Source organism: Streptomyces sp. V3I7, from assembly GCF_030817495.1.
Taxonomy (GTDB): Bacteria; Actinomycetota; Actinomycetes; order Streptomycetales; family Streptomycetaceae; genus Streptomyces.
The window spans coordinates 1-23,287 of record NZ_JAUSZK010000002.1; the positions used below are offsets into that span (position 1 = coordinate 1).

Below are 23,287 nucleotides of genomic sequence, written 5' to 3' on the forward strand. Positions count from 1 at the left end.
TGACGCGGCGGTCGCCGTGGTGATCGGATACGGCGGGCGGCCCCGCAGCGTGGGCCAGTCCCGGGTCAGGCGGGCGCCCTTCGGGGTGAGATACCAGACTCGGCTGCGATGCGACTGAGGCAGCACGACGAAGGCGATCAGGCGTTCGGCGAGCAGATTGTTCAGCTGTTCCGAGACCGACTGGCGGGAGCGGTCGGGGCGGAGCAGGACATGCAGTTGATGGGTGGAGGCCATGCGGTGCTGCGCGAGTGTGGCCAGGAGTTGATGTGCGAGAGGCTCGGTGGGGCTGGGCGTGAAGCCCGCGGCCGCACCGGCTTTGGAACGGGTGGTGGTCATTCGTACTCCTTCGACAGGGCAGGGCCAGCACCGGTGGAGCTGTGCTCGGCGAGGAAGGCGGTGGCGCGGCCGAGTTGTTCGGCAGCACGCTGGGTGAGTTGGCTGAGGGGGAGTGCGCAGGCGTTCGCGTGGGCGGCCTGTTCCAGCGCGGGGACCTTCTTGGGGCGGGCCAGGCCGGAGAAGACGGCGTCGAGATACGGTCCGCGCAGCTGCACCGGGCCGATGCGGCGCCCGCGTACGTTCATGGAGACGTAGTGCTCGAATCGCTCCATCGTGGCCACCTGGTCAGGGCTGGGTTCCTCACCCCACTCCGCGGTGATCGGGGCGATCGCCGACCGCGACCCGGCGGTGGTGGCCAGCGTGGACGCGTTCTGCACCAGCGACAGCCGCACCGGGCCTGGCAGACGCGCCAGCAACTGCGTCATCCCGTGGACCTGGCACTGGTACTTGCGGAAGTCCTCGAACATGCTCGCGATGGTCTCGGGGGCCGCGCCGGTCAGCGTGATCAGCTCGTCGAAGTACGCCCGGAACGGCACACGCTGGTCCTCGGGGGTGTCGCGCCGGGAACGCACCGCTCGGAGCAGGTCCCGGGCCAGCAGGGCGGTCAGCAGCCGGTCGGTGGGGCCGTTCCCGCCCGGGCACACCCACACGATCATCCGGGAGTCCATCGCCGCGCGAATGTTGTAGACCCCGATCGGCTGACCGAGGAACGCGCGAGTCACTGGGTTGGCGGCCAGCCGTGCGATCGGGTTGAGCACCACGGCGAACGCGTCCGGCGGCAGGGTGGGGAACACCACCTGCCACCAGGACCGGGTTTCCTCGTCGAGCCGCTCCGCTACTGCCGCGAGGGCTGTCTTGCGGAACGCGGCATCGGTGAGGAGCGCCCGCACATGGAAGATCGTGGCCTGGTCCTCGGGACGGCCTGCCCGGCAGGCCGCCTCGTTGACCGCCACCAGGACCGTCAAAGCGGCCGTCAGGATGGTGATCGCCCGCGGTGCGGTGGCGTCGTCCCAGCCGAGCGCCGAAGCGTAGGCGTCGGCGATCGCCTCGACGACCTCGTGGGCGGGCTGGCCCTGGTGCATGCCGATCGGATTCCACGAACTCACCCGCGGCGACGGACCCAGACCGTTCAGGTCGATCAGCGCGATCCGCTCCATGAGCGTCTCGTGCGCCAGGAACGTCGTGGCCCGCGGCCAGGAGTCGCGGTGAGGGTCGACGAACATCAGCCCGCCCCCGGCATGAGCCCAGCCGATCGCCTGCGCCAAGGCGCGCTCCGTCTTGCCGCCGCCGGCCTTGCCCACCCCGACCTCGAAGAGCGTCTCCTCGGAATGGGTGGCGACCAGGCGCTCCCGACCGTCCGGGCCGCGGTAGATGCCCTGCAGCAGCAACGCCGGGTCGCCGAAGGCGAACGTCGGCAGGTCACCGGCAAGCAGCGGTAGCCGGCAGTACACGGTGGGCGGCTTGAGCAGGCCGGTCAGCTCCTCCAACCGCACCCAGTTCGCACGGGGAGGCTGACAGTGCCCCAGCGTCCAGCGCCGTTCGAAACCACTACGCGAGGGCCAGTGGTCTGCGCCGAGCCGCCACGGCCCCAGGCGCCAGCCTCTTATGGCCCACCGGGAGCGGCCGCCGAATACATCGAACGCGGCCTGGAGCTGAGCGAGCCGGGCCTGGGCGCGGCCTTCGGTGTTCGATGCGCACATCACGAGGAGCTGCACCCGCACGAGGTGGTCGTCCTCGGCGAGCTTGCCCAGGGCCTCCGCCGGATCCACCCGGCGCGGCACGGGCGGCATGACCAGCCGCCTCCCGGCCGCCGGGCCGGGCTGGTTACTGAGCAGCTGCTGCAACTGCCATCCCAGGGAGTCCTCGATGCCGCTGGCGTCCTGCCGCAGCCAGCGGGCGGAGCGCTGCGCTTCCCGCCGCTCTTTGCGGCGTGCGGTGCTCATCAGCTGCTGGCGGCGTGCCCGCAACTCCCACTTGGGGGCGCGCTGGATGTCGAGCCGGATCTCGGCGAGATCGCCGAGTTCAGCGCGCAGGTCGGACACGGCGTCGACGAGCGGCTGGAGCGGGTCGGGATTGAGGGGGACCTCCCGCAGCGGGGAGATGAGTTTGCCGCGCAGAATGAACTCGGCTCTGACGGTGTGTTCGCGCGGCTTGTCGACGATCGGCCGTGCCTGGCTGACGGTGACGTTCGGCCCGAACGGCGTCATGGTCAGGAGCCGTTCCCCGCCGACTGGTCCTTCGATGCGGTAGCGCAGGGGGCTGGAGCCGTCCGCGCGCAACCGGATCTGCACGCTCTTCGCCCTCCGCGGCGCCCACCAGGGCATCGCCGTGGAGGCGCGGGCGAGCTGCACGCCACGGCGGAAGATTTCCTCCAGTCCGGGGGCGAAGTGCCGATTGGGAACGAGTTCGAGGGCCATGCGTTCGGCCGAGGCGCGCGCCGCGAGATGCCGTACGACGGCTTCGCTCGCGCCCCAGAAGACGGCGATGACCAGGGCGAGAAGATACCAGTGGCCGTAGAGCCAGTCGACCGTGCTGGACACACCTTTGAGCAGGTCGAGTACCTGTGCGGAGGCCGGCTCATCGGCCCGGCTGGTCAGGGACGAGGCTGCGGCGTCCACGTGGAAGCTCCTCCCTTTTCCGAGATCGTGTGGGTGAAGTAGAGGTCGGTGATGCGGCCGTCGGTGTAGGTGCCGCCTCGGTCGGTGCCCGCCCACACCAGGTGCACGACCGCCCGGCCAGGAGCGCTGTCCCGGCGGGCAACGGCGGCCTGCACGCGGAACCGGGCAGAGGCGAACGCCGGGGCCACCGTCTGATCGGTGCCGCCGAAGAACTCCGGCCACCTCGCACGGCCGACCCCGGTGGCATCCGCTGCCAGCAGCTCGCGGCCCGCGGCGAGCAACTCCTGCTCGTCGCCAGCGGGAAGGTCTGAGGGCCAGGCCGCCTCGAGCGTCCTCTGAATCTCCCGGTCACCGGCAACGCCCTCCCCATGCGGCGGCAGTGCCGACGCGCCGGCCAGATCCGACGGCGAGGAGGAGGCGGCGGAGAGAGGCGCGGGCGTGCCGGTCTCCGCCGGGCCCGAGCGAACCGCAGGTGCTGAGGCGGTGGCTGGGGCCGGGGCAGTGGCGGTCGGGGACGCCGGAGAGGAGGGACGACTCGTTGCGCCGGGGGCCACGCACAGGAAGAACAGCCCCGTCACGGCCAGGACGACGGCGGTGACAAACAGCAGGCGCGGCGAGCGCGGTACGGATGTGGTCATAGCAGGCGGGCTCCTCCCGCGAAACCGGACATTGCAGCCACCGCGTCCAGGCGTACGACCGTGCCGGGCCGGGCAGCGTTGATCATCTGGCCGCCGCCGACGTAGATCCCGACGTGGTAGATCGTCGCGTCCCGTCCAGGGGCGTAGGCGTAGAAGACGAGGTCACCCGCTTTGAGGGCGCTCGTTCCGAGGCTGGCGGGGATCCGCTGCCCCACCCCGGCCTGCGCGGCCGCGGTGCGCGGCAGCGTGACACCGGCCTTGGCGAAGGCGTATGTGGTCAGCCCGGAGCAGTCGAAGCCCTTGATGCTCGTACCGCTCTTGCCGCTGGGGGAGCAGCAGGACCCGTACGACTTGCCGCTCGCAGTGCCGCCGCCCCAGGAGTAGGGCACCCCGCGTTGGGAGAGCGCCGCCTCGATCACACCGCGGGCCTTCCCGGACACGTTCTTCAGGTCCGGGTCCTTGGAGGCCGCCGTGTACTGGTCGATCCAGCCGAGCACGTTGGAGACGTACTCGCTGGAGTGGTTGTACTGCAGGATCGCGGCCGTGAGCTGGGAACGCTTCGCCAGGTCACGCCCGTTGCCGCACAGGTAGATCGCGGCGCCGAGGGCGGCGTCGTCTGCGTTGTGCGGATCAGCCGTCTTGTCCCCACTGGCGTCCCTGCCAGTGCGCTCCCAGGTAGAGGGCAGGAACTGGAAGGGGCCCACCGCGCGTTCACCGTTCGCGGTGCCGTCCCAGCGGCCGTTGTCGCTGTCCGGGAGCGCGGTGGTGTTGCCACCCTGGCCGGAGCCGTTGAGAAGGACGCCGTAGATCTTGGGGCGGATGTCTCCGTTGTCGGCGATGTTGCGTCCGATGACGTGGTTGGACTCGACCTTGGCGATCCCGGCGAGGATCGGCCAGCGCATGCCCCGGCACCGGGGGGCGTACCGGCCGACCTGCTGCACGCCCTTCTGGTACGCGCTCAGCATGCGCGGCGGGATATCCGCAGCCGTGCCGCCTTCGGCGATCCCACCGTCGCCCTGCGCACCGCTCTTCAGCACGACGTACGCGCTGATCGCATTCCCTACCGGGGCAGCACAGCACACCGCGGCGAATAACAGCAGCAGCACCACACACCCCCACCGCGCCCTACGGCGCCGGGCCGGCCTCACTCACCCTCACCGCTCTCGCCACGCTCACGTCCCCGCTCACGGTGCAGCCGTTCCGCGTCGCGGGCGGTCCTGCGCATCAGCTCCTGGAACCGGGCCCGCGCCTGGTCACGGCTGCTCGCGCGCCCGCCTCCGGGAAGAAGCGGCCCCGGACTTGCCGGGCTGGGGGGCGTACCGTCTTCGATCCGCGCTCGGGATGGTGACGGCGCGGTGGCGGGCCGTGCTGAAGCCGGTCTCGTACCGCCGGTGGAGCGGCTCGACCCACCCGTCGAGCTGGAGGAGCTGGTAGGACGCGGGCCCGAGGCCGCCGTGGTCGGCAGGCGACGGCCTGCGAACGGGCCGGGCCCGCCGCTGTCGTCCGTGTCCTCCCGCAGGACGCGGGACGCATGACGTCCAGCCTCCGTCCAGGCCCGGCCGTCCTCGCGGATGGTGTTGCCCCACACCCGTACCTGCTGGCGGGCATCGTGGGAGTAGCGGGATCCTCCCGCCCGGGCACGCCGGACGTTGGCCGGCAAGCCGGCCGTCGCTCCGTACGCGGTGCGGCCGCCCCGGTGGAGGATGCGGTATCCGCGGAAGCGGACCAGCCGGTTGTGGGCGCGCGTCGACAACAGCGTCCGATCGCTGCTCTGGTCATGCAGCACCCGGCCGGAGTCCCGGTCGACGATCTGCCCTTGCTCGTTGCGGTACCGGTCGGGCGGCCCGCCAGGGCGACGAGGCCCGGTGCCGGCGGGATCGCCGTCTCCGTCATCCCACGGGCCGCCCGTTCCCGGATCCCCGTCGGCAGTGGGCTTGCGCCACTTCTCCAACTGCTCCTTGTCCGGACGGCGGCCGATCAGCAGCCAGTGCGCCCCCTTGGCGCCGAGCCGTGCTCCCAGCCCGCCCACGGCCGCGGCCGCGGTGAGCGGGGCCAGGCCACGCCCGGCCTCGGCCGTGGCATCAGCGAAGACCGCGCCCGTGTCCACCGGCATGCCCGCGCCGTCGAGGAGAGAGGAGAGCGCACCCATCAGCCGCTGCCGGGTGCCGAGCATCCCGAACCGGCCGCCCCCGCCGCCGAAGGCGCGAAGCCCGCTGCTGTAACCGCCCATGGCTGCGGGGGAGTTCATGGCGAGCGCGGCACCGAGCTCGGAGGTGTCGCCCGGCATGTGGGTGCCGCCGACCTTCGCGTAGCGCATCCGCATGGCCATGCGGTGGCCGAAGGAGGTGATGCCGGTCAGCAGCCTGCGGTGTCCGGCCGCTCCGGCGATGGCCAGCACGTCGATCAGCAGGATCCGCTCGACCATCAGGTCGGGCCCGTTGGTGATGGTGGCGTCGATAGCGATGCCGAAGAACGGCACGAATGCGCAGACCCCGACCATGGCAAGGACGGCGATGCCCCACAGCGACAGCCACTTCCACACCGACTGGCGGGCGGGCCCGGGCAGCATGCCGGCGACGAAGGTGACGCCGCCCGCGGCCGCGGCCCCTGTGCAGACGCCCTGGGTGCCCAGCAGCACGATGGCGCTGGACAGGAGCATTCCGCAGATGAACAGCGCGGCAACGAGCAGCAGGCCGGCGCCGCCGACCCGCCACCAGGTGGGCTTGTCCGCGTAGGCGGCGCACGATTTGCCGACCGGGCCGGCCTTCTTCAGGTCGTCGAGGAACGCTTCGAACGCGCGGTCTTCGTCGGTGACGACCGCGTTGGACGTGTCGAGGAGCTCACCCCCGGGGGCGAGCGACGGAAGGCCTTCCGCGCTGGGCGGCGTGGGCGGCGCGTCCCCGTCGACGCCGCGCTGGCAGTACTGCTTGGCCGGTCCGTAGATCTTGCTGCAGGTGTCCTTCGCCTTCTCCGAGGGAGCCGAGGCCGAGGTCGGCATGTAGCCGCCGGTGATCCATTTCAGGTGGACGGCGTAGGCCTTGCGGTCGGCAGGCTTGGCGGGGTCGAGGATGCGGCCGTACTGCAGGAGCATGAAGGGCTTGACGATCAGGGCGTTGGTGAGGGAGTCCTGGATCGGGCGGGCCACTTCGGCAGCAGAGACGGGTCCCTCACCTTCCCGTTCCAGGCACTTGAGTTCGGCGTTGCCCGCCATGCCGTCGCACGGCCCCTTGCTGGCGATCTTGCCGCCCCAGTCGTAGGAGTTGACGCTCTGCTGAGCGACCTCGGCGGCCACCTGCTGCCCCTGGCCCAGGGGCCCGTCCTGGGCGAGCAGGTAGTCGGGTCGGACGAACGCGGAGGCGGCGAACGCCCCGATCAGCAGGGTCAGGAAGATTTCGCCCAGGCCGCGGCCGACCCGACCACGCACGATCATGAAACCGGCGAACACGAACGCCCAGGCCAGCAGCAGCCCCTTCAGCCCGAGCGTGTCGACGACCACGCTGGTGTAGGTGTCGGCGACCTTCTGCGCCGGACGGATGAGGATCTTCAGCAGCGGAAACCTGAACGCCAGCTCGATGGCCCAGCCCGCCAGACCGACCAACAGCCTGATGAACGTGAACAGACCAGACAAAGCAAAGGACAGGGCCTGCGTCTTGAAGGCGACGATCGAGCCACCCGAAGAGCTCAGCTCGTAGCCGTCGATCGGCACCCCCTCGGAGGAGGTGATGTTCAGCGGAGAGAGCAGATCACCGGTCTCGCCGCTGCTGCTCGCCGCGTACACCACCTGGCTGTTCACCACGACGAACACTCCTGCCAACAGCGCGGCGAAGCCCGCCGAGCGCACGGTGCCACGATCGGGACGGAACACGTCAGCGCCGCCTCCGCCCAGCAGTGCTCCGGCGCCGCCACACCACGAGAGCCGACAGACCGACCCCGGCCGGCACCAACCTCCAGGCCGAGCCCGCGGAACTGTGATGCTCGGCGGAGGCGAAGGCCGTTTCACCGCGCTTGCAGTACTCCTTGGCCGGACCCACGATCCGGGCACACCGCTCCTGGTGCGCGCCGCGGCCGTCGGCGGCGAAGGCCTGCCCCGTGCCCGGCCACCACGTCTGAGGCACGCCCGCCCCCATCGCCAAGACGAGCACGCCGGCCGCGACAGCGAGCACGGGCAGGAGAGTTGCTGCCGCGCCCCAGCGCCGGGATCGGCCCCAGGAATCAGAGGTCACCGGAGGCCTTCTTTCGATCGGACACCCACGGCCGCGGGGGCGAGCGCCTCAGCTGAAGGCGAGACGCTGCCCAGCCGGCGTCCTGGAGTCGTAGTGATGGACGTGGCGATGCGTTCGATGCGGGGGATGACGGCCTTGACGCGGCCGGTGTTCTGCCGCGGGCAGGTCAGCAGGAACTCGCCCTCGCGGCCGCGCTGCCCCACCGGGGACAGACCGGTGGTCACCAGCCGCAGGAGCTCCGGGTCGTTCGCGTCGAGACCGACGAACTCCAGACCGCGGCGGGCGCGTTCACGATCGGCGGTACGGGCGAGCGCGCGGTAGGCCATCAGGCCCCGGTCAGGTCCGAGCTCCTCGGCGTCGTGGGAGGCGGCGAGCAGACCGGCGCCGTGCTTGCGGCCGTCGTGAAGGATCTCGTGGATCAGCGCGGTGCCCTCGGCGGACGAGGTGAGCCAGTACAGCTCGTCCGCGACGACGGCGGTGAACCGCTCGGGATCCTCGAACGCGGTCTGCCGGGCGATCGCGGCGATCAGGTAGAGCACGGCGCGCCCGATCAGCGCCTCCAGCGGCTGCTGGTGCAGGACCTCGGGCTTGTCGAACGCGGCCTTCGGCGGCAGCTTCAGACCGGCTGTCGTGATCACGATCATGTCGGAGGCGCTGGAGGCATCCAGCTGCACCGGCGGCAGCGTGGGGTCGAAAACCATCCGGGCCAGGGAGTTGGTGGCGACGACGCGGACGAGGCCGGCGAGGGTGGCGGCCGCGTCCTGCCGCTTGCCCACCTCCCTCGTCGCCATCTCCTCGAGGACCTCCAGCACCCGGTGCATCGACGGCGTCTGGCTGGCGGCGGCCCGCTCGACGGCGTGATGCAGGACCTCGCCGCTGGTGCTCATCGGGCCGATGCCGAGCTGCAGAGTGAGGTAGGACAGGGCGTAGTGGCGGCCCTCGGGGCCGTCGAACATCCGGAGCGGGTCGATGGACACCTCGGCCCGGGCGGCATCGATGATCTGGACGCGGCCCTTCGCCGCCGCGCGGGCGAAGGTGGCCCACTCGCGCACGGGGGTGCGGTCGATACAGATCGCGCAGCCGCCGCGCGCCCACACCGCCTCGGCGATCAGCTTCTGCAGGACGCTCTTGCCCGCGCCCAGATCCCCGACGATGCCCATGGACGCGGAAGCGTCGACCTTGGGCGCATCCGCCACGTTGATCATCACGGGGCGGCTGGTGCCGCAGTCCAGGTCGATGCCGAGGAACATCCCGTTCGGGTCGCCGACCTCACCCACGGTGAAGGCGCCGGACAGGGCCCAGTCCTCGGAGATCTGATGCTGGGTGAACTCCCGCACCACTCCGGGCCGCACCGTGCCCGGCAGCCCGAGGGAGAACAGGGCTTCCTGCAGGCCGGCCGGGCGCACGGCCCGGTAGTCGGCGCCGCCGAGCAGCGCGGCCAGGGCGCGAGCCCGCGCGTCGCAGACGGCGGCGGTCGGCCCCCACACGGTCAGCACGGTGACGGACTGCACCTCGACTTCCACGCTGGTGCGGGACAGCCGGGCATCCAGTTCGCCCAGATCGCGGGCGGCGTCGGTCAGCGAGGCCGGCATGCCGGTGGGCCGTGCGTCGTACTGGTCGGCCTGGTCGATCAGCTCGTTCTTCTTGCGCCGCACCTGGTCCCGCGCCTTCTCCGCCGGCACCAGCGTGAGGTCGACGGTGTAGTCGACGGGGAAGTCGAGCGTCTCCAGCTGGGCGAACAGGTCGGCAGCGTCCTGGCTGACCGCAGGCGGACACTCGGCCAGCGCCAGCTGCGCCTGGTAGCCCACGCCGGTGTCGGACTCGACCTGCAGCCAGCGACGCCGCAAGGGGGAGGCGGTGTTCAACCTCCACCAGGTCCTGCGTCCCGAACGCGTGATCTGCCCGGCGCCCTTGAGCTCGTCGACGTCGTCGAGCTCGGGGTCGATGCCGCCCTCCTGGAGGCGCACTTGCCCCAGATCGGCGTAGCTGGGGGAGCGCAGCACGCCCTCACGGATCTGCCCGCCGAACAGGTCACTGGCCTCGGCTTCCGCCAGCAGCGGCTCCGGCAGCCCACGGTGCAGGGCGTGCTGGATCATCCACACGATCTCCGCCGGACGGGCCGGCCGGAAGGCGAGGCCGCCGGCGAGCGCGGCCTCCACCCGGGAGGCCTGCTCGCGGTAGGCCGTCACCTTGCGCCGCGCCACGGGGGTCGGCCGCATGCCCAGCATCGGCGACAGCTCCGCCCACGCTGCGCCCAGCGATGCCGACACCTTCAGGCCGGCGGTCTCGGTCTGCAGCGGCACGGCCAGCCACAGGGTGCGCCGGTGCATCTCCTGGCCGTCCAGCAGATCCAGGGTGGCTTCGACGTTCTCCACCCACGGATGCGGGCCCCCGCCCGGGCCCGTCTCGGTCGGCTCGATGCCCTCGATCATGCGCAGGGCGATCTCGCCCGGATCGACCTGGGCACACAGCCCGAACAGGCGCGGTGCCCCCGACAGGGAACGGATCAGGTGAGTGATCTTGGCGAGCTGCTCGTCACGGACCGCCGCCGGCACGTACGTGCCCTGGACAGTCTCCTCAGCACGCCCCTGCGCGTCCGGGCCCGGGTGCAGTCGGTAGACGCCCCACACGCTTCCGTGCGTCGACCAGACCAGGTTCCCGGCGATGTGACGGATCGGAACCCTCACCGCGCACCCCCCTGCTCGGCGAGCGCGAGCAGCTGCTGCACACCCGACACCGGTCGCACCGGCACCGCGGGACCCGCCGGCGCCGTGCGACGGCGCGCGGACGACCGTAGGCGGCGCGGGATCCGACGGGGTGTCCGGTCGGTCGGCCGGCGCGGCGCACCCCGTGGCGGAGCCACGTGAGCGGCGGCGAACGCGTCCTCGACAGTGAAGCCGCCGAGCAGCGGTCGGGAAGCGCAGTCCCGGGCGGCGCGGCCACCGATCCGCCCCCCGCGCGGCTGCCAGCCGAGCAGCAGCCAGCCCAGAGCCGCCTGCATCGGGGCACGCCCCCGGATCTTCGGCCGGCGCACTGCCCAGATCGCCAAGAGCCAGGATGCGATCGGGACCGGGCCCATCCACGACCACCACGGGATCGTCTTGACCAGAAGGAAGCCGCCGCCGACGGCGACCGCGATCTGCGCCGGCGTGTACGGCCCGAGAGGGATCTTCCAGTCCGCGACCTTGCCCAGCACCCACGGATGGCGGCGGGCGGAGGTGTAGAAGCGCCCCACCCGCACTGCGCCGGCCGCGCTCACAACCAGCCCCCGACGCTGGCGGAGTTCTCACGCACGCGAGGATCGGAGCTGTCCACGATGCCGGGGACGGCGGGCGCACCCTTGGACGGGTGCTTCACCTCGTCCTCGAACATGCTCGCCAGGTCGTTCCGCGAGTTGTACAGGCCCAACGCGATCACCATCAAGAGCAGCGCGCCGATCCCGGCCTTGAGGCTGAACTTCTGGATCATGATGACGACCACGAGCACGACCAGACCGGCCTGCAGGCCCTTGGTCGCCCACTCCTTGAACATGTCGATCCACGCGTTGCCAAGGTCGTTCAGCTGCCCGGCGAGCATCAGGCTGTGCACCGTATTCACCGGTCACCCCCGACCTGGGCAGTGCCGGACTCCAGCGCGGCGACTTCCCACCGGCCCGAGCGGGCCTTGAAGACGAGTTCGTACGCCAGCGGCCACCGCCCGCTCGAGTTCTGCGCTTCCACCTGAGCGAGGAGATGCACCTCGGTACCGTCGGCCGGCACGTGCCCGGCAGCCGCCGCCTCTTCGACGGCGGAGACCTGCCGCACCGTGACCGTCGCGTACGGGGCGGGCGAGACAGCCGCCAGTCTCACGCCGGGCGCGAGGTAGCGGTCCACCTCCCCGGCACCGGTCAAGTACGCGCCGAGGAACTCCCCGACGGCGGACGACAGGTCACCGTCCGGGACCGTCACCCCGTACGACGACGCCGGCACCTCGGCCCGTGCCGGGCCGGCCACCACGCCGGGCGCACCCGTCACCGCGAACGAGGCGCCCTCGCGGTCGGAGGCCACCGGCACGGCGAAGTACCGCACCCGGCCGTCGGCGTACTGCGCAGCCACCGTCACCGACCACGCCCCCTCGCCGCGCTGCGCACGGCGCACCGCCGCCACCGACTCCGGCCTCGACTGCGCATCAGAGACCGGGTCAGGCAGTTCGACGTCCGGCGCCATCGACTGCGCAAGACGGGACTGCGCACTCGTGGCGTCGTCGGCACTGCTGCGCAGCCACGCGCTGACGAACAGCTGCGCATAGCCGGACGGGTCGGCGACCGACGCCACGGTGCGCACGGCGGCGGGCTTCGCCGGGGTGGCCGCCTCGACGGCCGCGGGGGTGGATGTGATGGCGATGCCCAGGGCGATTGGGCCGGCCGCGATAGCGGTCAGGACCGCCAGCTGCGAAACGCGTACGCGGCGTCGCATCGCTTCCAGCGCGACGCCCGCCGCCATCGGAGCGGAGGCCTCGCTCTGCGAGGACTGCTTGCCAGGAGGCATGTTCAAACTCCCAGGTCATAACGGCTGTTGAGACCCTGAGAAAACCCCCCGGCCCCGACCCGACCACCGACCACGAGACCCCGACCACGGTCACGATGGGGACACAAGAGCGTGGTCGGGGTCATGGTCGGCCCGACCACAGGCCCGACCACGGACCGGCAGGCCCGACCACGGCTCCTCCCGACCGGCCCCAGGGCGATGAGCGGCGCCGAAGGAAGGGGGGGCAACGGATCACAGCCGACGTGCTCCAGGAACCGTTACGCAGTCAGCGGCACCGGCTGCCGGAGCCAGACGGCGTCGCAACACGGCACCCGCACTGCGCAACCGGACACGGCCACGCCGCACCACCGGTTGCGCACACGCCGACCCCGAGCCGACTACGCACGCCCCTCACCCCCGTCGCGCAGACCGTGCACACTCCAGGGCTGGGACAGCTGCGCAACCGGCTGCACAGCCCGAGCAGGGGCCGATGCGCACCCGTGGTCGGCCCCCGACCACGGCAGCTAGACGGGCACGTTGCCGGATCGTGATCGTTGGTCGGGGCCGGTGGCCGTCAGCCTGGTCGGGGCCGGCGGGTGAGCCGACGGCATGAACCACACGCACGCTCCCGCAGCCGGGTCACCCGCCCACTCCACCTCGGAGTGGCCGGTGAGCCTCCACAGCTGTCACGCGCCGTCTTCCATGGACCGGACGCGATGAGCGGCTACGGGAGCGGGATCCGCCGAGGGGCGATGGTGGGAGATCAGTTCATACAGATCGTCAATGGATTCTTCCGCGACCGCCGGATCTCTTTCAAGGCCAAGGGGATCTTCGGCTACATCAGCACCCACCGCGACGGCTGGCGGGTAACCATCGCCGCCCTGGTCGCCCTCGGGCCCGACGGACGCGATGCCGTGCGTGCTGGACTGAAGGAACTGGAGAAGTACGGCTATCTGGTCCGCGACCGCCTGCGCCGCCCGAACGGCACCCTCGGCGAGGTCGTCTACTCCATCACCGACCACCCTGCCGCCACGGATGTCGTGCCCAACGCCGCGGCACCGGCAGCCGTCTCACAGCCCCGCGGCGAGGCCGCCTACGGAAGCGGGATCCGCCGAGGGGTGATGGCGGGAGACCAGTTCACGCAGATCGCCAACGGACTCTTCCGCGACGGCCGGATCTCTTTCAAGGCCAAGGGGATCTTCGGCTACATCAGCACCCACCGCGACGGCTGGAAGGTCACCGTCGCCAGCTTGGCCCGCCACGGCCGCGAGAACGCCGACGCGGTGACCACCGGGCTGGAGGAGCTGGACAACCACGGATTCCTGCACCGCGACCGCGACCGCAACCCCGACGGCACCCTCGGCCAGGCCCTGTACGTCATCACCGACCTCCCCGCGCTGCAAAGCCCCAGGTCACAACCAAAGTCGGGTTTTCCAGGATTGGCTGACCCAACGTTGGCTGACCCCGCCACTAAGAACACCAACAGAAAGAAGACCAACAAGCAGAACACCAGACCCCTCCCTCCGTGCGACCGCCGCACGGCCGCGCGGACGCACCGACGGACGGCCCCACCAGCCGCACCCTCAGCGGGTGAGATGCATCCCGGCATCCGGCTGCTCCTCGACATCGGCGCAACCCGTCCCGAACTTCTGCTGACCGGACCGGCGCTGACCGATCAAGGCCGCGTCGCGACCGTGATGATGGACGCCGGCTGGAGCCCCGAACAACTGCGCCACGTCATCACCGACCGGCCCCTGCCCAACCCGGTACGCACCACCGTCGGCGCGATCATCGCCGCCCGCCTCCGAGCCGCCCAAGTCTACCCGCCGCCCGCCACCGTGGCAGACCACCACGCGCCCGCACCGGACGAACCCTTCGCAACGTCGACGACCGAACCGTCCTCCAGCCCGTACGCCGCCGCCCGCACGGTGAGCGAGGCCCTGACCTACCGGGCCCTCGTCGAATGCGCCGGCTGCGGCCGACCCGGAACCGCGCCCGGCGAAGACCTCTGCCCGACCTGCCTGGGATGGCCACCGTGCCGCACCTGCTCGGGCCCGACTCCCCGCCGCGCCCACCCCGACGGCGACGGCCGCTGCGCAACCTGCATCTCCGCCTTCACCTACCAACTCGAAGGAAGCCCATGACGGACACAGCCCACACACCACAGCCGACCGCGGCCGCGTACCCCCGGCGCCCCTTCACCCATGACCCGGGCGATGGGAGGCGGAACGCTCCCGCGCCCTGCGGACCGGCCACGTCCGCGACGACACCTGCTCCGCCGCGTGCGAGCCCGTGCTCGTGCACGAACGCACCCCGTGGGGCTGGCTCGCCCTGGACAGTGCCCGGTGTCGGCACGCTGCCCCAGGTTCCTCATCAGATCGGGGTACTCACTGGCTTTGTACGTCAGTAGCGAGAGCGCCTGTTGGTCGGGGGCGAGAGCACCCGTTTCCCCGTGAGAGTGATGTCGCCGAGTTTTGAGAGCACCTGGATGCTTGCTTCGGGACCATGGTTGTGCTTTGCACGACGAGGGGGCCCGGGGTGCTGCCGAAGTCCAAGGTCGATCTGTACGCGGCGATCCGCCGTGACTCTCGTCAGGGTCTCTCGAACCGTGCTCTCCAGCGGAAGTACGGCGTCGGGTTCCTGACGGTGCAGAAGGCTTTGTCGTCGGCGTGGCCGGAACCGCGGAAGCCGCTGCCGCCGAGGGCGACGCGACTGGATCCATTCAAGCCGTTGATCGACGAGATGCTGAGGGCGGACCTGGATGCGCCGCGCAAGCAGCGGCACACGGTGAAGCGGATCTTCGAGCGGCTGCTGGACGAGCACGACGCGGACGAAATCTCGTACCAGATGGTCCGCGGCTATGTGGCTACGCGCCGTGAAGAGGTCCGGATCGAGGCCGGGCGAGGGGTGGTGGAGGCGTTCGTCCCGCAGACCCACAGGCCCGGTGCCGAGGCGGAGGTCGACTTCGGGGATGTGACGGTGCGGTTGGCCGGCGAGCTGGTGACCTGCTACCTGTTCGCGTTCCGCCTGTCCTGCTCGGGCAAGGCAGTGCACCGGATCTTCGCGTCGGCCGGGCAGGAAGCGTTCTTCGAGGGCCACGTCCACGCTCTCAATGTGCTGGGCGGAGTGCCGACCTCGAAGGTCCGCTACGACAACCTTAGGGCCGCCGTCGCTCAGGTGCTGGGCTTCTCCCGGCAGCGGGTGGAGGCCGAGCGGTGGACCGCGTTCCGCTCGCACTACGGCCTGCAAGCTCTGTATTGCCAGCCAGGAATCCGCGGCGCCCACGAGAAGGGCGGGGTCGAGGGGCAGATCGGCTGGTTCCGCCGAAACCACCTCGTCCCCGTCCCCGAAGTCGACACCCTCGCCGAGCTCAACGCGATGATCGAGCGGTGGGACGAAGCGGATGATGCCCGGCGGATCCGGTCCCGGCCCCGCACGGTCGGCGAGTACTTCGCAGCCGAGCGGCCGCTGCTGGCACCGCTGCCGGACGAGCCGTTCGAGACAGGCCGGCTCTTCACGCTGCGGGTCGACCGCTACAGCCAGATCAGCGTCCGCACCAACCGCTACTCGGTGCCGGTCAGGCTGATCGGCCGGAACGCGCGATGCTGCACGCCTCCGAGCTGGTTGTCCATGACGGCCGCGAGGAAGTCGCACGGCATGAACGTCTGATCGCCAAAGGTGGCTGCCGCCTCAACCTGGACCACTACCTGGAGGCACTCGTGCGCAAGCCCGGCGCCCTGCCGGGAGCGACCGCACTCGATCAGGCTCGCGGGCAGGTTCACCCCGGTCCATGACGCCTGGTGGGCGGCGGCCGTCAAGGCCCACGGCGAACGCGACGGCACCCGCGCGCTGATCGAGGTCCTTCTTCTCGGCCGTCACCTGCCCCACGAACACCTGGTCACCGGCCTCGCAGCGGCCCTGAAGACGGGCGCGCTGACAGCGGACGCCGTCGCGCTTGAAGCCCGCAAGGCCGCGGAGGAGGACAGCCAGACCCAAGAGGAATCCGCGCGGCCCTCGGCTGGCCCCTCGAATGTCACGTCCCTGGCCTCACGCCGCCTGGCTCACCTGCCACCCGACAAGCGGCCGCTTCCCTCGGTCGCCCACTACGACCAACTGCTGCGACTGAGCCGGCCGGACCGCCCCACCCTCTGAAGGAGAACAACTGTGACCTTCCCCCGCCAGCGAGGACTGACCGAGCAAGCCGCCACCGCGGCGGTCGACCAGGCATGCAGGATGCTGCGACTGCCCACCATCCGGTCCCAGTTTCCTGAACTCGCCGCGACTGCCGAACGCGAACAGATGTCCTACCTCGGCTTCCTCTCCGAACTCCTCCTCGCCGAGTGCGACGACCGGGGCCGCCGCCGCTCCGAACGCCGCATCAAGGCCGCCGGTTTCCCCCTCGACAAGTCCCTCCGCAAGTTCGACTTCGACGCCAACTCGAACATCGACGCGGCCATGATCCATACCCTCGCCAAGTGCGAATGGATCAAGAAGAGCCTGCCGCTCTGCCTCATCGGCGACTCCGGCACCGGCAAGTCCCACCTTCTGATCGCCCTCGGCACCGAGGCCGCAATGGCTGGCTACCGAGTCAAGTACGTTCTCGCGACCAAGCTGGTCAACGAGCTCGTCGAGGCCGCCGACGAGAAGCAGCTGACCAAGACCATCGCCCGCTACGGCCGCGTTGACCTGCTCTGCATTGATGAGCTTGGCTACATGGAACTCGACCGCCGAGGCGCCGAACTCCTCTTCCAGGTTCTGACCGAGCGGGAGGAAAAGAACAGCGTGGCCATCGCCTCAAACGAGTCGTTCTCCGGCTGGACGAAGACCTTCACCGACCCGCGTCTCTGTGCTGCCATCGTCGACCGACTCACCTTCGGCGGCAACATCATCGAGACCGGAACCGACTCCTACCGCCTCGCCACCACCCGTGCCCGCGCCGAACAGCAGGCCGCGGCTGGCTGACCTCCCACACAGCTCACAGCGCGATCGGCCGGTACTTCAGAGCCTCGTCGACGATCTGCTCCGCAGACGCATCCTTGAGGTCGTCCGAAGGGTGGAAGACCAGGTCGCTCACCCGGGGATGCGACACGTTCGCCTCCAGGAGCCGCAGATAGTAGTCGCTCTCCGGGTCGGCCATCAGGAGCCTGCGAACGATCTCGACGAGCTCGTCCCGGGTGATGTCCGCGACCACGGGGCGAGCCGGCCGGGCCGCCTCCCTCGCGAACTCCTCCAGACTCCTGCCGCCGTCGTACTCCGCGAAGGCGAGAGCGTCGTAGTCGTGACCGGTCGTCGCGTTGAAGGCCGTGATCGCCTCGCCCGCCGCCTCCGGGCGGGCATCCAGCAGGTCAGCGATCCGCTCCACCTCGGCGCACAACTCATCCAGCCGCTGCCGACTCACAGGCGGGGGCGTCAACTCCGGTCTCAGGTTCACAGCCGAATTATGGCCATCGGTGCCGACACGCCAGAGCCGAGCCCTCTGCGGTGCTGCCACTTCTCATCAACATTTCTGGACATCTCGATCAAGAAGCGATGCCAGGCCCCATCAACATTCGCTCTCCGTTCTCACCTACGAAGCCATACTCACCCCGGCCGCGACCCGCATACAGCGCTTGGCGCTGCGCTGGCTGACCCGGCGACCTGCCCAGCGCATCGCTCTGGACACCTTCCTCGGATCCCTGCGATGCGCCACTGCTGCCGTCGCGCTCGTCAGCCTGGTCGCCGGACTGTTCGCTATGGGCCGCGGTGTCGCCGTCGGCGTCGCGTTGCCGGCGATGCTGCTTCCCCCTCTACTCGCTGAGCACCTGCCCGACCGGCTGGACGCCCGGGCTCGCGAGCCGTCCGCAGCGTCGAAGTTGATGCTTCCTGCCGCTACCTGCAACGCCTCGCCGCCCTGCACACCTCGCTCGTCCGGGCCGCCGCCGGCAGCGACCGCTACGAACTGCGCCGTTCGGCCGAGGTCGGCCACACGCTGCTGTGGGACGCGTCGGACCTGCTCCAGACCCAAGACACCCGCTCGGTCTCCGCCGGTCTCATCGCCCGTGAACGGCTGATGCTCCAACTCGCCGACCAGGTCGCACGGATCATCGAGTGCACCGCCGCCGGGGGCGCGGGGCGCCCCTCGGATGGCGGCGTGCTCAGGAGGTGGCTTCGGTGAGCCGGGGCCGTGCCGCTTTCACCGCCCGGGACCATACGTCGGAACTGCCGCCGTGCTCGTGGGCGAGGGAAGCGGCGAGCCCGCGGACATCGCCCCGCTCGCGCAAGGAGGCCAGGACGATGTCCGCGCGCTGGTCGGCAGCCTGGCTCTGTCCACGAGGTTGGGTTCTGGCACAACTTCTGTCTCGGCGCGGGCGCTCAACTCGGCTGCGAAGGCATCCTCGAGGGCAGAGGAGCGGCCGGTGCTCGCGCCGGGCCGGGCTAGGAGTGCGCCTGTCAGGGACAGAACTGGGGACGCGCGCTGGGCTCGGTGGTGGCCACCACCGAGCCCAGCGTGACCGGGGCGGTGATTACATCGAGTGGGACACCTCCCAGTGAGCAGCCGGAAGGACCTCCTTGTAGTAGTCGTTCGGGGTCCAGCGTGTGGCGCTCTTCAGGCGGGTGTCTTTGCGGAGGATCTCGCTGTAGCCCTTGAAGACGGCCATGGACATGTGGAGGCAGTTGTTGGTGCTGGCGCTGTAGCCCCTGTTCTTCACCGTGGTGTACCAGGATTGGGCTCGCTTGACGTCGCCGTCCCGGGTGTAAACACACCGGTAGCGGGTGTAGTAGCGCGCGTTGTAGTGGTCCTTGTCGCGTACCGAGATGAAGTGGCTGCGGGCCTTCTCTCACGTGCCGCCCTTGATCCAGCCGGCCTTCGGCGCGTCGTTGGTGCTGCCGAAGGAGCCGTAGATCCAGTGGTTGGCCTCCCCGCGGACCTTGATGGCGAAGGCGGCATGCCCCAGTCCGTAGGCTCCGCCGGGCGCCTCGAACATGCATACCCGTCCCAGAGGAGCGGCCTGTGCCTCCAGCGGGGCGGTAACTGCGCCGGTGGCGAGAAGAGCGAGTGCGCCGATCACCGGGGCGGTCACCCGGGCCATCCGCTGTCCGTACTTCTTCACGATGGTGTCCCTTTCGTCGTGAACTGAGCTTGTCCCCGTGACGCCCAGTCAGGCGGCCGAGCGGCTCGGTGACCGCACTTTTGCCCACGCTTGATGACCCGCCACACTTCTGACGTCCGGTCATTGACCGGTCATCAAGAGCCAGAGCCAGGAGGGATTGATTGGTCAGATCAGGGCCGACAGGAGGGGAAGATCAACCCCGCGGACGGCCCCTTGGCGGCGTTCGCCATCGAACTGCGGAGGCTGCGCGAGGAGTGCGGGCGCCCGACCTACCGTCAGTTGGCAACCCTGTCGGCGAAGGTCGGCAGCCCTTACTCGGACACCACCTTTTCGACTGCGGCGAGAGGACACACTGCCCCTTCTCGCGCTGTGGTCATGGCCTACGTACGGGCCTGCCTGGCTTACACGAAGGCAGATGAGGAGAAGATCGCCAGCGCAGTCGATGAATGGGACACGCGCTGGAAACCCCTGGAGGTCGAGCTCGCCCCCGCGCGGCCCTCGCAGCCGGCTGCGGACAGCGCCGCGGCACCCGAGCCGGACCGCCCCTCCCCTTCGACCAGCGAAGGCTCCGAGTCCGAGCAGACGGACGAGCAAACCGAGCGTCCGGTAGTGGTCACAGCCCGCTGGTTCGCTGATCGCCGCAAACCGGTGCTGATGTTCCTCGCCGGGATAGCGGCCATGGCAGGACTCGGGCTCGGCGCGCGCTATATCGCTCCGCCCGGATCGGCTGCGGCCGACTCGGTACCCCCAGTCGCTGCGCCCCCTGGCGCGTCGCTCTCTGCCGCCGGCCTAGGCGGGAACAGTCGGTGTGGTCGTCTTCGGTACGTCAACGGGCTGACGTGGAGTCCGTGTACGCGCGTCGAGGGCACCAAGCTCGTCTTCGCCGTGCAGATCTCCAACCGCGGGAAGACGCCAGTGGCCGTCAAGGCCAAGCTCTCCTATGTCCGGGCCGGTGTGGCGTACGGCTGCCCGGGCTCCTGGGGAGCCGGAGTGGACATTAAGGTCCCGCCTGGCGAGACGGTGATCAGTCCCCTTGCGGCATGCACCGTGACCAAGCTGCCGGCCACGGCCTTCCAGGCCAAAGCCTGGGTGATCACCCCCACCGACCGCTCCTGGGGATATCGCGAGATGTCCCAGACCGTGCACATCCAACCGGATGGCGTGAAGGCCATCTGGGCAGACGAGGCATGACGAGTGCCTGGTTCTGGACCTTTGGACGGGCGAGCTCGGTGGCCTGGTAGCAGGTGGGCGATAGGCTGCACCGCTTGCTCAGGTGCCCCACTCGCCCGGGGAACGGTCAGTCACAGTGACCGTTCCGCCGACGTGTCCTGTGCTCTTCCCAATCCGGCGACACCAGAAGCGAGGGATGACCAGAGTCGCCTTCGGCATGCATCAAAGCGCGGTCCAGGGGCGAGGCTTGCCGCCGGTCAAAGGCGCCCACACGGCCTGTGCCGGGCCGTCATGTTCGATGTCCTCCAGTACTGCAGCTCCGAGGGGGACTTCGTTGGCGAAGGCCGTAACGAGGTGGTGTTGAGCGACCATCGCCTGCAGATCGCTGATCCGATGTTCCAGCCTGGCGCGGGTGGCACCGGTGAGAACGAAGAGCACGCGGGGAAAGATCGGATACCAGCGCAGCCACGTAGGCCCGGCGACGGCTTGCCTTCGCCGGCCTACAGGCTGCGCCTCGTGCTGGAAGAAGCGGGCGTATTCGATCAGCTTCACGGCCAGGCGTTCGCTGCTCATGGTGCTGCGATCGACTTCGACGAACGCACGCAGCTTGCGGCGGGTTGCACCCTCCACGACCGTGTAGTGCATGACGGCGTCGGCCACCAGGCGCTCGCCGTCGCCGATGAAGTGGGACACCTCCGGAGTCCAGTCCCACGGGCCGTGCTCGTGACCGAGGCGACGGGCGTCCGCGGCGAAGGCCAGATGGGTACGTACGGCGGTGAGCGTGTGTGGCGTCTTCATCGAGGCCGCCGTCGTCGAGGTGATGGGGTAGGGCGGCCGACCCCGTAGGACCGGAAGGTCCCGTGTCAGGCGCGCTCCCTCCTTCGTGAGGTACCAGACGTTCGTCCGTGACCGGCGTGCATCGGGCAGCACGGCGAAGTCGGCGAAGCCGTCGGCACGCAGCTTGTTCAGCAAGCGGGACAGCAGTTGCCGTGTCCCCTCCGGGCGCAGCATCTGGCGCAGCTGGCTGGTGGTGGCGATGCGGTGCTGGGCGAGTGCGGCAAGCACTTGGTGGCGCAGGGGTTCGGCCGGGCTGGGGGCCAGATCAGCGGCCGCAGCGGGGATGGTCATGCGAATTCCATACGGACGCAGGCCTGCGGCCTGGATGCTGAGAACCTTCTGCGTACGAGAACACTGGGCTGTCGACGCGCCGTTCACGCGATGCCCAGGCGCGGCAGTCCGAGGGCGTTGCCTAGGTGGGCATCGATCGGGCTGCTCGTGCCGCCCGCCTCGCACGACGCACGGTCGACGTTGGGGACGCTGCAAGCGCCGCACGTCCAGGTGCTGCTCATGGGGGTCCTTCCGCGGTCTCTGTCAGAACCTTCGGTTGCTGCTGAGGAAACCCGGGAGCCCCGACCAGACCACCGACCACGAGGTCTCGACCAAGGTCACGAATGTGAAACAGCCTCGTCGTCTGACCCGTGGTCGGCGTCCATCGCCTCGACCACAGTGCCTGCGCTGCGCCTTAGTGCCTGTGCCTGAACCTTGCATGACAAGGTGACTGGCGCTTCCGTCCAGGTTGCGGTCTTGAACCCGCCGAGTCGGTCCAGGCGGAAATCAGATGATGACGGGCTGGTGAAGGAACCTCAGGAGGAGTGGCAGACGTCCCCTAAGTGATCAAGATTAAGGAGTCTGCACAATGCGGATCTACATCAGCGTGGACATGGAAGGCGTCACTGGGCTCGTCGACGCCGACGATGTCCAGCCCGGCGGCCGGGACTACGAGCGTGGACGGTCGATGATGGCGGAGGACGTTAACGCAGCCGTCCGGGGCGCCGTCGCTGCCGGCGCCACTGACATCACCGTCAACGACGCTCATGGTCCGATGCGCAACATCCTTCCGGAGGCCCTGCACCCGGCAGCCCGCCTCATCCGCGGCAAGCCCAAGCACATGGGCATGCTCGAAGGCCTCTTGCCCGAGCATGAGGCCATGGTCTGCGTCGGGTATCACTCCCGGGCCGGCGCGCTCGGAGTGCTGAGCCATAGCTTTATGGGTCACGAGATCGAAGACATGTGGCTGGACGACCGGCCGGTGGGCGAGATCGGCTTGGCCCACGCCACCGCGGCGGCCATCGGTGTTCCAGTAGCGGTCCTTACCGGTGACGATTGTGCCTGCGGGGAGATGACGGAATGGGATGCCTCTGTTACTACCGTGGCCGTGAAGCGTGCGCGGGATCGATTCGCGGCAGATCTGCGCCCAGCTGAGGAGGCACACGCGGCCATTGAGGAGGCGGTCGCCACCAGCCTTTCCACGCAGAGGACGACTTCAGCGGTACCTTCCGATCCGTCCACCCTCACGGTCCGCTGGCAGTCGGCGTCAGTCGCCTCAACCCTCCTGGGAATTCCCGGGGTCACTTCAGAGGACACGCGGACCGTCAAGGCGCAGGGACATCTGCCTAGCCTCTATCGGTTGTTCGGGGTGTGGATGCGAGTAGCGGCTTCCCTGACCAATCAGCCACCGTACTGCTGAGCCGCCTCAAAACGACAGCTGAGCGCATGAGCAGCGTCCAGTGGCGGCTTGGGGACGCGGCCGTGGAGATCGAGCCGATGCGCTCGTACAGGGGCGCGAATCCGTCCGGGAAAGATGACCTGTTCACGGTCAGCGAGGCCCTCCGGATGTTCGCCGAAGATGTGGGACTGGCCTATACG

The 23,287-nt window shown here is 69.8% G+C and carries 19 protein-coding genes and 1 pseudogene; 5 read left to right on the forward strand and 15 right to left on the reverse strand.

Features of this window, described 5'->3' with window-relative positions:
* From QFZ74_RS30015 to QFZ74_RS30060, 10 genes are all read right to left on the reverse strand, one after another.
* Positions 1-336, reverse strand: a 336-nt coding sequence (locus tag QFZ74_RS30015; protein ID WP_307624336.1) for a replication-relaxation family protein, incomplete at its 3' end; no start/stop codon positions are given.
* On the reverse strand, positions 333-2,954 hold the full coding sequence (locus tag QFZ74_RS30020) for an ATP/GTP-binding protein (protein WP_307624337.1): 2,622 nt from the start codon (positions 2,952-2,954) through the stop codon (positions 333-335). The genes QFZ74_RS30015 and QFZ74_RS30020, both read right to left, overlap by 4 nt.
* Positions 2,930-3,592, reverse strand: a complete 663-nt coding sequence (locus QFZ74_RS30025) for a hypothetical protein (RefSeq protein ID WP_307624338.1) — start codon at positions 3,590-3,592, stop codon at positions 2,930-2,932. The genes QFZ74_RS30020 and QFZ74_RS30025 overlap by 25 nt, the downstream gene beginning before the upstream one ends.
* On the reverse strand, positions 3,589-4,698 hold the full coding sequence (locus QFZ74_RS30030; RefSeq protein ID WP_307624339.1) for a C40 family peptidase: 1,110 nt from the start codon (positions 4,696-4,698) through the stop codon (positions 3,589-3,591). Before QFZ74_RS30030 ends, QFZ74_RS30025 begins: the two co-directional genes overlap by 4 nt.
* A 38-nt stretch (positions 4,699-4,736) precedes the next feature.
* Positions 4,737-7,457 (reverse strand): hypothetical protein, encoded by a 2,721-nt coding sequence (locus QFZ74_RS30035; protein ID WP_307624340.1) that lies wholly within the window; start codon positions 7,455-7,457, stop codon positions 4,737-4,739.
* A gap of 1 nt (position 7,458) precedes the next feature.
* The gene (locus QFZ74_RS30040; RefSeq protein WP_307624341.1) at positions 7,459-7,755 is read right to left on the reverse strand and encodes a hypothetical protein; all 297 of its coding nucleotides are present in this window, start codon (positions 7,753-7,755) and stop codon (positions 7,459-7,461) included.
* Between the two features lie 56 nt (positions 7,756-7,811).
* A complete protein-coding gene (locus QFZ74_RS30045; RefSeq protein WP_307624342.1) occupies positions 7,812-10,502 on the reverse strand; it encodes an ATP-binding protein in 2,691 nt (896 codons plus the stop codon).
* Positions 10,499-11,074, reverse strand: coding sequence for a hypothetical protein (locus QFZ74_RS30050; RefSeq protein ID WP_307624343.1), 576 nt, complete (start codon positions 11,072-11,074; stop codon positions 10,499-10,501). Before QFZ74_RS30050 ends, QFZ74_RS30045 begins: the two co-directional genes overlap by 4 nt.
* The gene (locus tag QFZ74_RS30055; protein ID WP_307624344.1) at positions 11,071-11,412 is read right to left on the reverse strand and encodes a hypothetical protein; all 342 of its coding nucleotides are present in this window, start codon (positions 11,410-11,412) and stop codon (positions 11,071-11,073) included. Before QFZ74_RS30055 ends, QFZ74_RS30050 begins: the two co-directional genes overlap by 4 nt.
* Positions 11,409-12,341, reverse strand: coding sequence for a conjugal transfer protein (locus tag QFZ74_RS30060; protein ID WP_307624345.1), 933 nt, complete (start codon positions 12,339-12,341; stop codon positions 11,409-11,411). Before QFZ74_RS30060 ends, QFZ74_RS30055 begins: the two co-directional genes overlap by 4 nt.
* A gap of 695 nt (positions 12,342-13,036) precedes the next feature.
* Between QFZ74_RS30060 and QFZ74_RS30065 the strand changes: the two genes are divergently transcribed.
* The 3 genes and pseudogenes from QFZ74_RS30065 to istB all read left to right on the forward strand — a co-directional run bounded on the left by QFZ74_RS30065 (position 13,037) and on the right by istB (position 17,282).
* The gene (locus tag QFZ74_RS30065; protein WP_307624346.1) at positions 13,037-14,464 is read left to right on the forward strand and encodes a hypothetical protein; all 1,428 of its coding nucleotides are present in this window, start codon (positions 13,037-13,039) and stop codon (positions 14,462-14,464) included.
* 361 nt (positions 14,465-14,825) lie between these two features.
* A pseudogene (gene istA / locus QFZ74_RS30070) lies at positions 14,826-16,472 on the forward strand (IS21 family transposase).
* A 12-nt stretch (positions 16,473-16,484) separates the two neighbouring features.
* The gene (gene istB, locus QFZ74_RS30075; protein WP_307624347.1) at positions 16,485-17,282 is read left to right on the forward strand and encodes an IS21-like element helper ATPase IstB; all 798 of its coding nucleotides are present in this window, start codon (positions 16,485-16,487) and stop codon (positions 17,280-17,282) included.
* A gap of 13 nt (positions 17,283-17,295) precedes the next feature.
* Here the strand turns inward: istB and QFZ74_RS30080 are convergent, their stop codons facing one another.
* The 3 genes from QFZ74_RS30080 to QFZ74_RS30090 all read right to left on the reverse strand — a co-directional run bounded on the left by QFZ74_RS30080 (position 17,296) and on the right by QFZ74_RS30090 (position 19,411).
* Positions 17,296-17,751: a bacteriocin immunity protein gene (locus QFZ74_RS30080; protein WP_307624348.1), complete on the reverse strand. Its 456-nt coding sequence runs from the start codon at positions 17,749-17,751 to the stop codon at positions 17,296-17,298.
* A 1,072-nt stretch (positions 17,752-18,823) separates the two neighbouring features.
* On the reverse strand, positions 18,824-19,009 hold the full coding sequence (locus tag QFZ74_RS30085; RefSeq protein ID WP_307624349.1) for a hypothetical protein: 186 nt from the start codon (positions 19,007-19,009) through the stop codon (positions 18,824-18,826).
* Between the two features lie 129 nt (positions 19,010-19,138).
* Positions 19,139-19,411: a hypothetical protein gene (locus QFZ74_RS30090; protein ID WP_307624350.1), complete on the reverse strand. Its 273-nt coding sequence runs from the start codon at positions 19,409-19,411 to the stop codon at positions 19,139-19,141.
* A gap of 213 nt (positions 19,412-19,624) precedes the next feature.
* On the opposite strand from QFZ74_RS30090, the gene QFZ74_RS30095 reads away from it, so the two are divergent.
* Complete coding sequence (locus QFZ74_RS30095; protein ID WP_307624351.1) at positions 19,625-20,602, forward strand: hypothetical protein; 978 nt, start codon at positions 19,625-19,627, stop codon at positions 20,600-20,602.
* Positions 20,603-20,803: 201 nt separating this feature from the next.
* On the opposite strand, the gene QFZ74_RS30100 is transcribed toward QFZ74_RS30095, so the two are convergent.
* Both QFZ74_RS30100 and QFZ74_RS30105 read right to left on the reverse strand, forming a co-directional pair.
* Positions 20,804-21,709, reverse strand: a complete 906-nt coding sequence (locus tag QFZ74_RS30100; RefSeq protein ID WP_307624352.1) for a replication-relaxation family protein — start codon at positions 21,707-21,709, stop codon at positions 20,804-20,806.
* An 83-nt stretch (positions 21,710-21,792) separates the two neighbouring features.
* Positions 21,793-21,930, reverse strand: coding sequence for a hypothetical protein (locus tag QFZ74_RS30105; protein ID WP_307624353.1), 138 nt, complete (start codon positions 21,928-21,930; stop codon positions 21,793-21,795).
* Between the two features lie 347 nt (positions 21,931-22,277).
* Between QFZ74_RS30105 and QFZ74_RS30110 the strand changes: the two genes are divergently transcribed.
* Entirely contained in the window at positions 22,278-23,108 is an 831-nt protein-coding gene (locus tag QFZ74_RS30110) for a M55 family metallopeptidase (RefSeq protein ID WP_307624354.1), read from the forward strand.
* Positions 23,109-23,287: the final 179 nt, after the last annotated feature.

What these genes read in the sequence shown, in the direction of transcription:
- QFZ74_RS30025 (WP_307624338.1), bottom strand. Translation starts at nt 3,592, where the DNA reads ATGACCACATCCGTACCGCGCTCGCCGCGCCTGCTGTTTGTCACCGCC.
- QFZ74_RS30060 (WP_307624345.1), bottom strand. Translation starts at nt 12,341, where the DNA reads ATGCCTCCTGGCAAGCAGTCCTCGCAGAGCGAGGCCTCCGCTCCGATG.
- QFZ74_RS30065 (WP_307624346.1), top strand. Translation starts at nt 13,037, where the DNA reads ATGAGCGGCTACGGGAGCGGGATCCGCCGAGGGGCGATGGTGGGAGAT.
- QFZ74_RS30100 (WP_307624352.1), bottom strand. Translation starts at nt 21,709, where the DNA reads ATGACCATCCCCGCTGCGGCCGCTGATCTGGCCCCCAGCCCGGCCGAA.
- QFZ74_RS30105 (WP_307624353.1), bottom strand. Translation starts at nt 21,930, where the DNA reads ATGAGCAGCACCTGGACGTGCGGCGCTTGCAGCGTCCCCAACGTCGAC.
- QFZ74_RS30110 (WP_307624354.1), top strand. Translation starts at nt 22,278, where the DNA reads ATGCGGATCTACATCAGCGTGGACATGGAAGGCGTCACTGGGCTCGTC.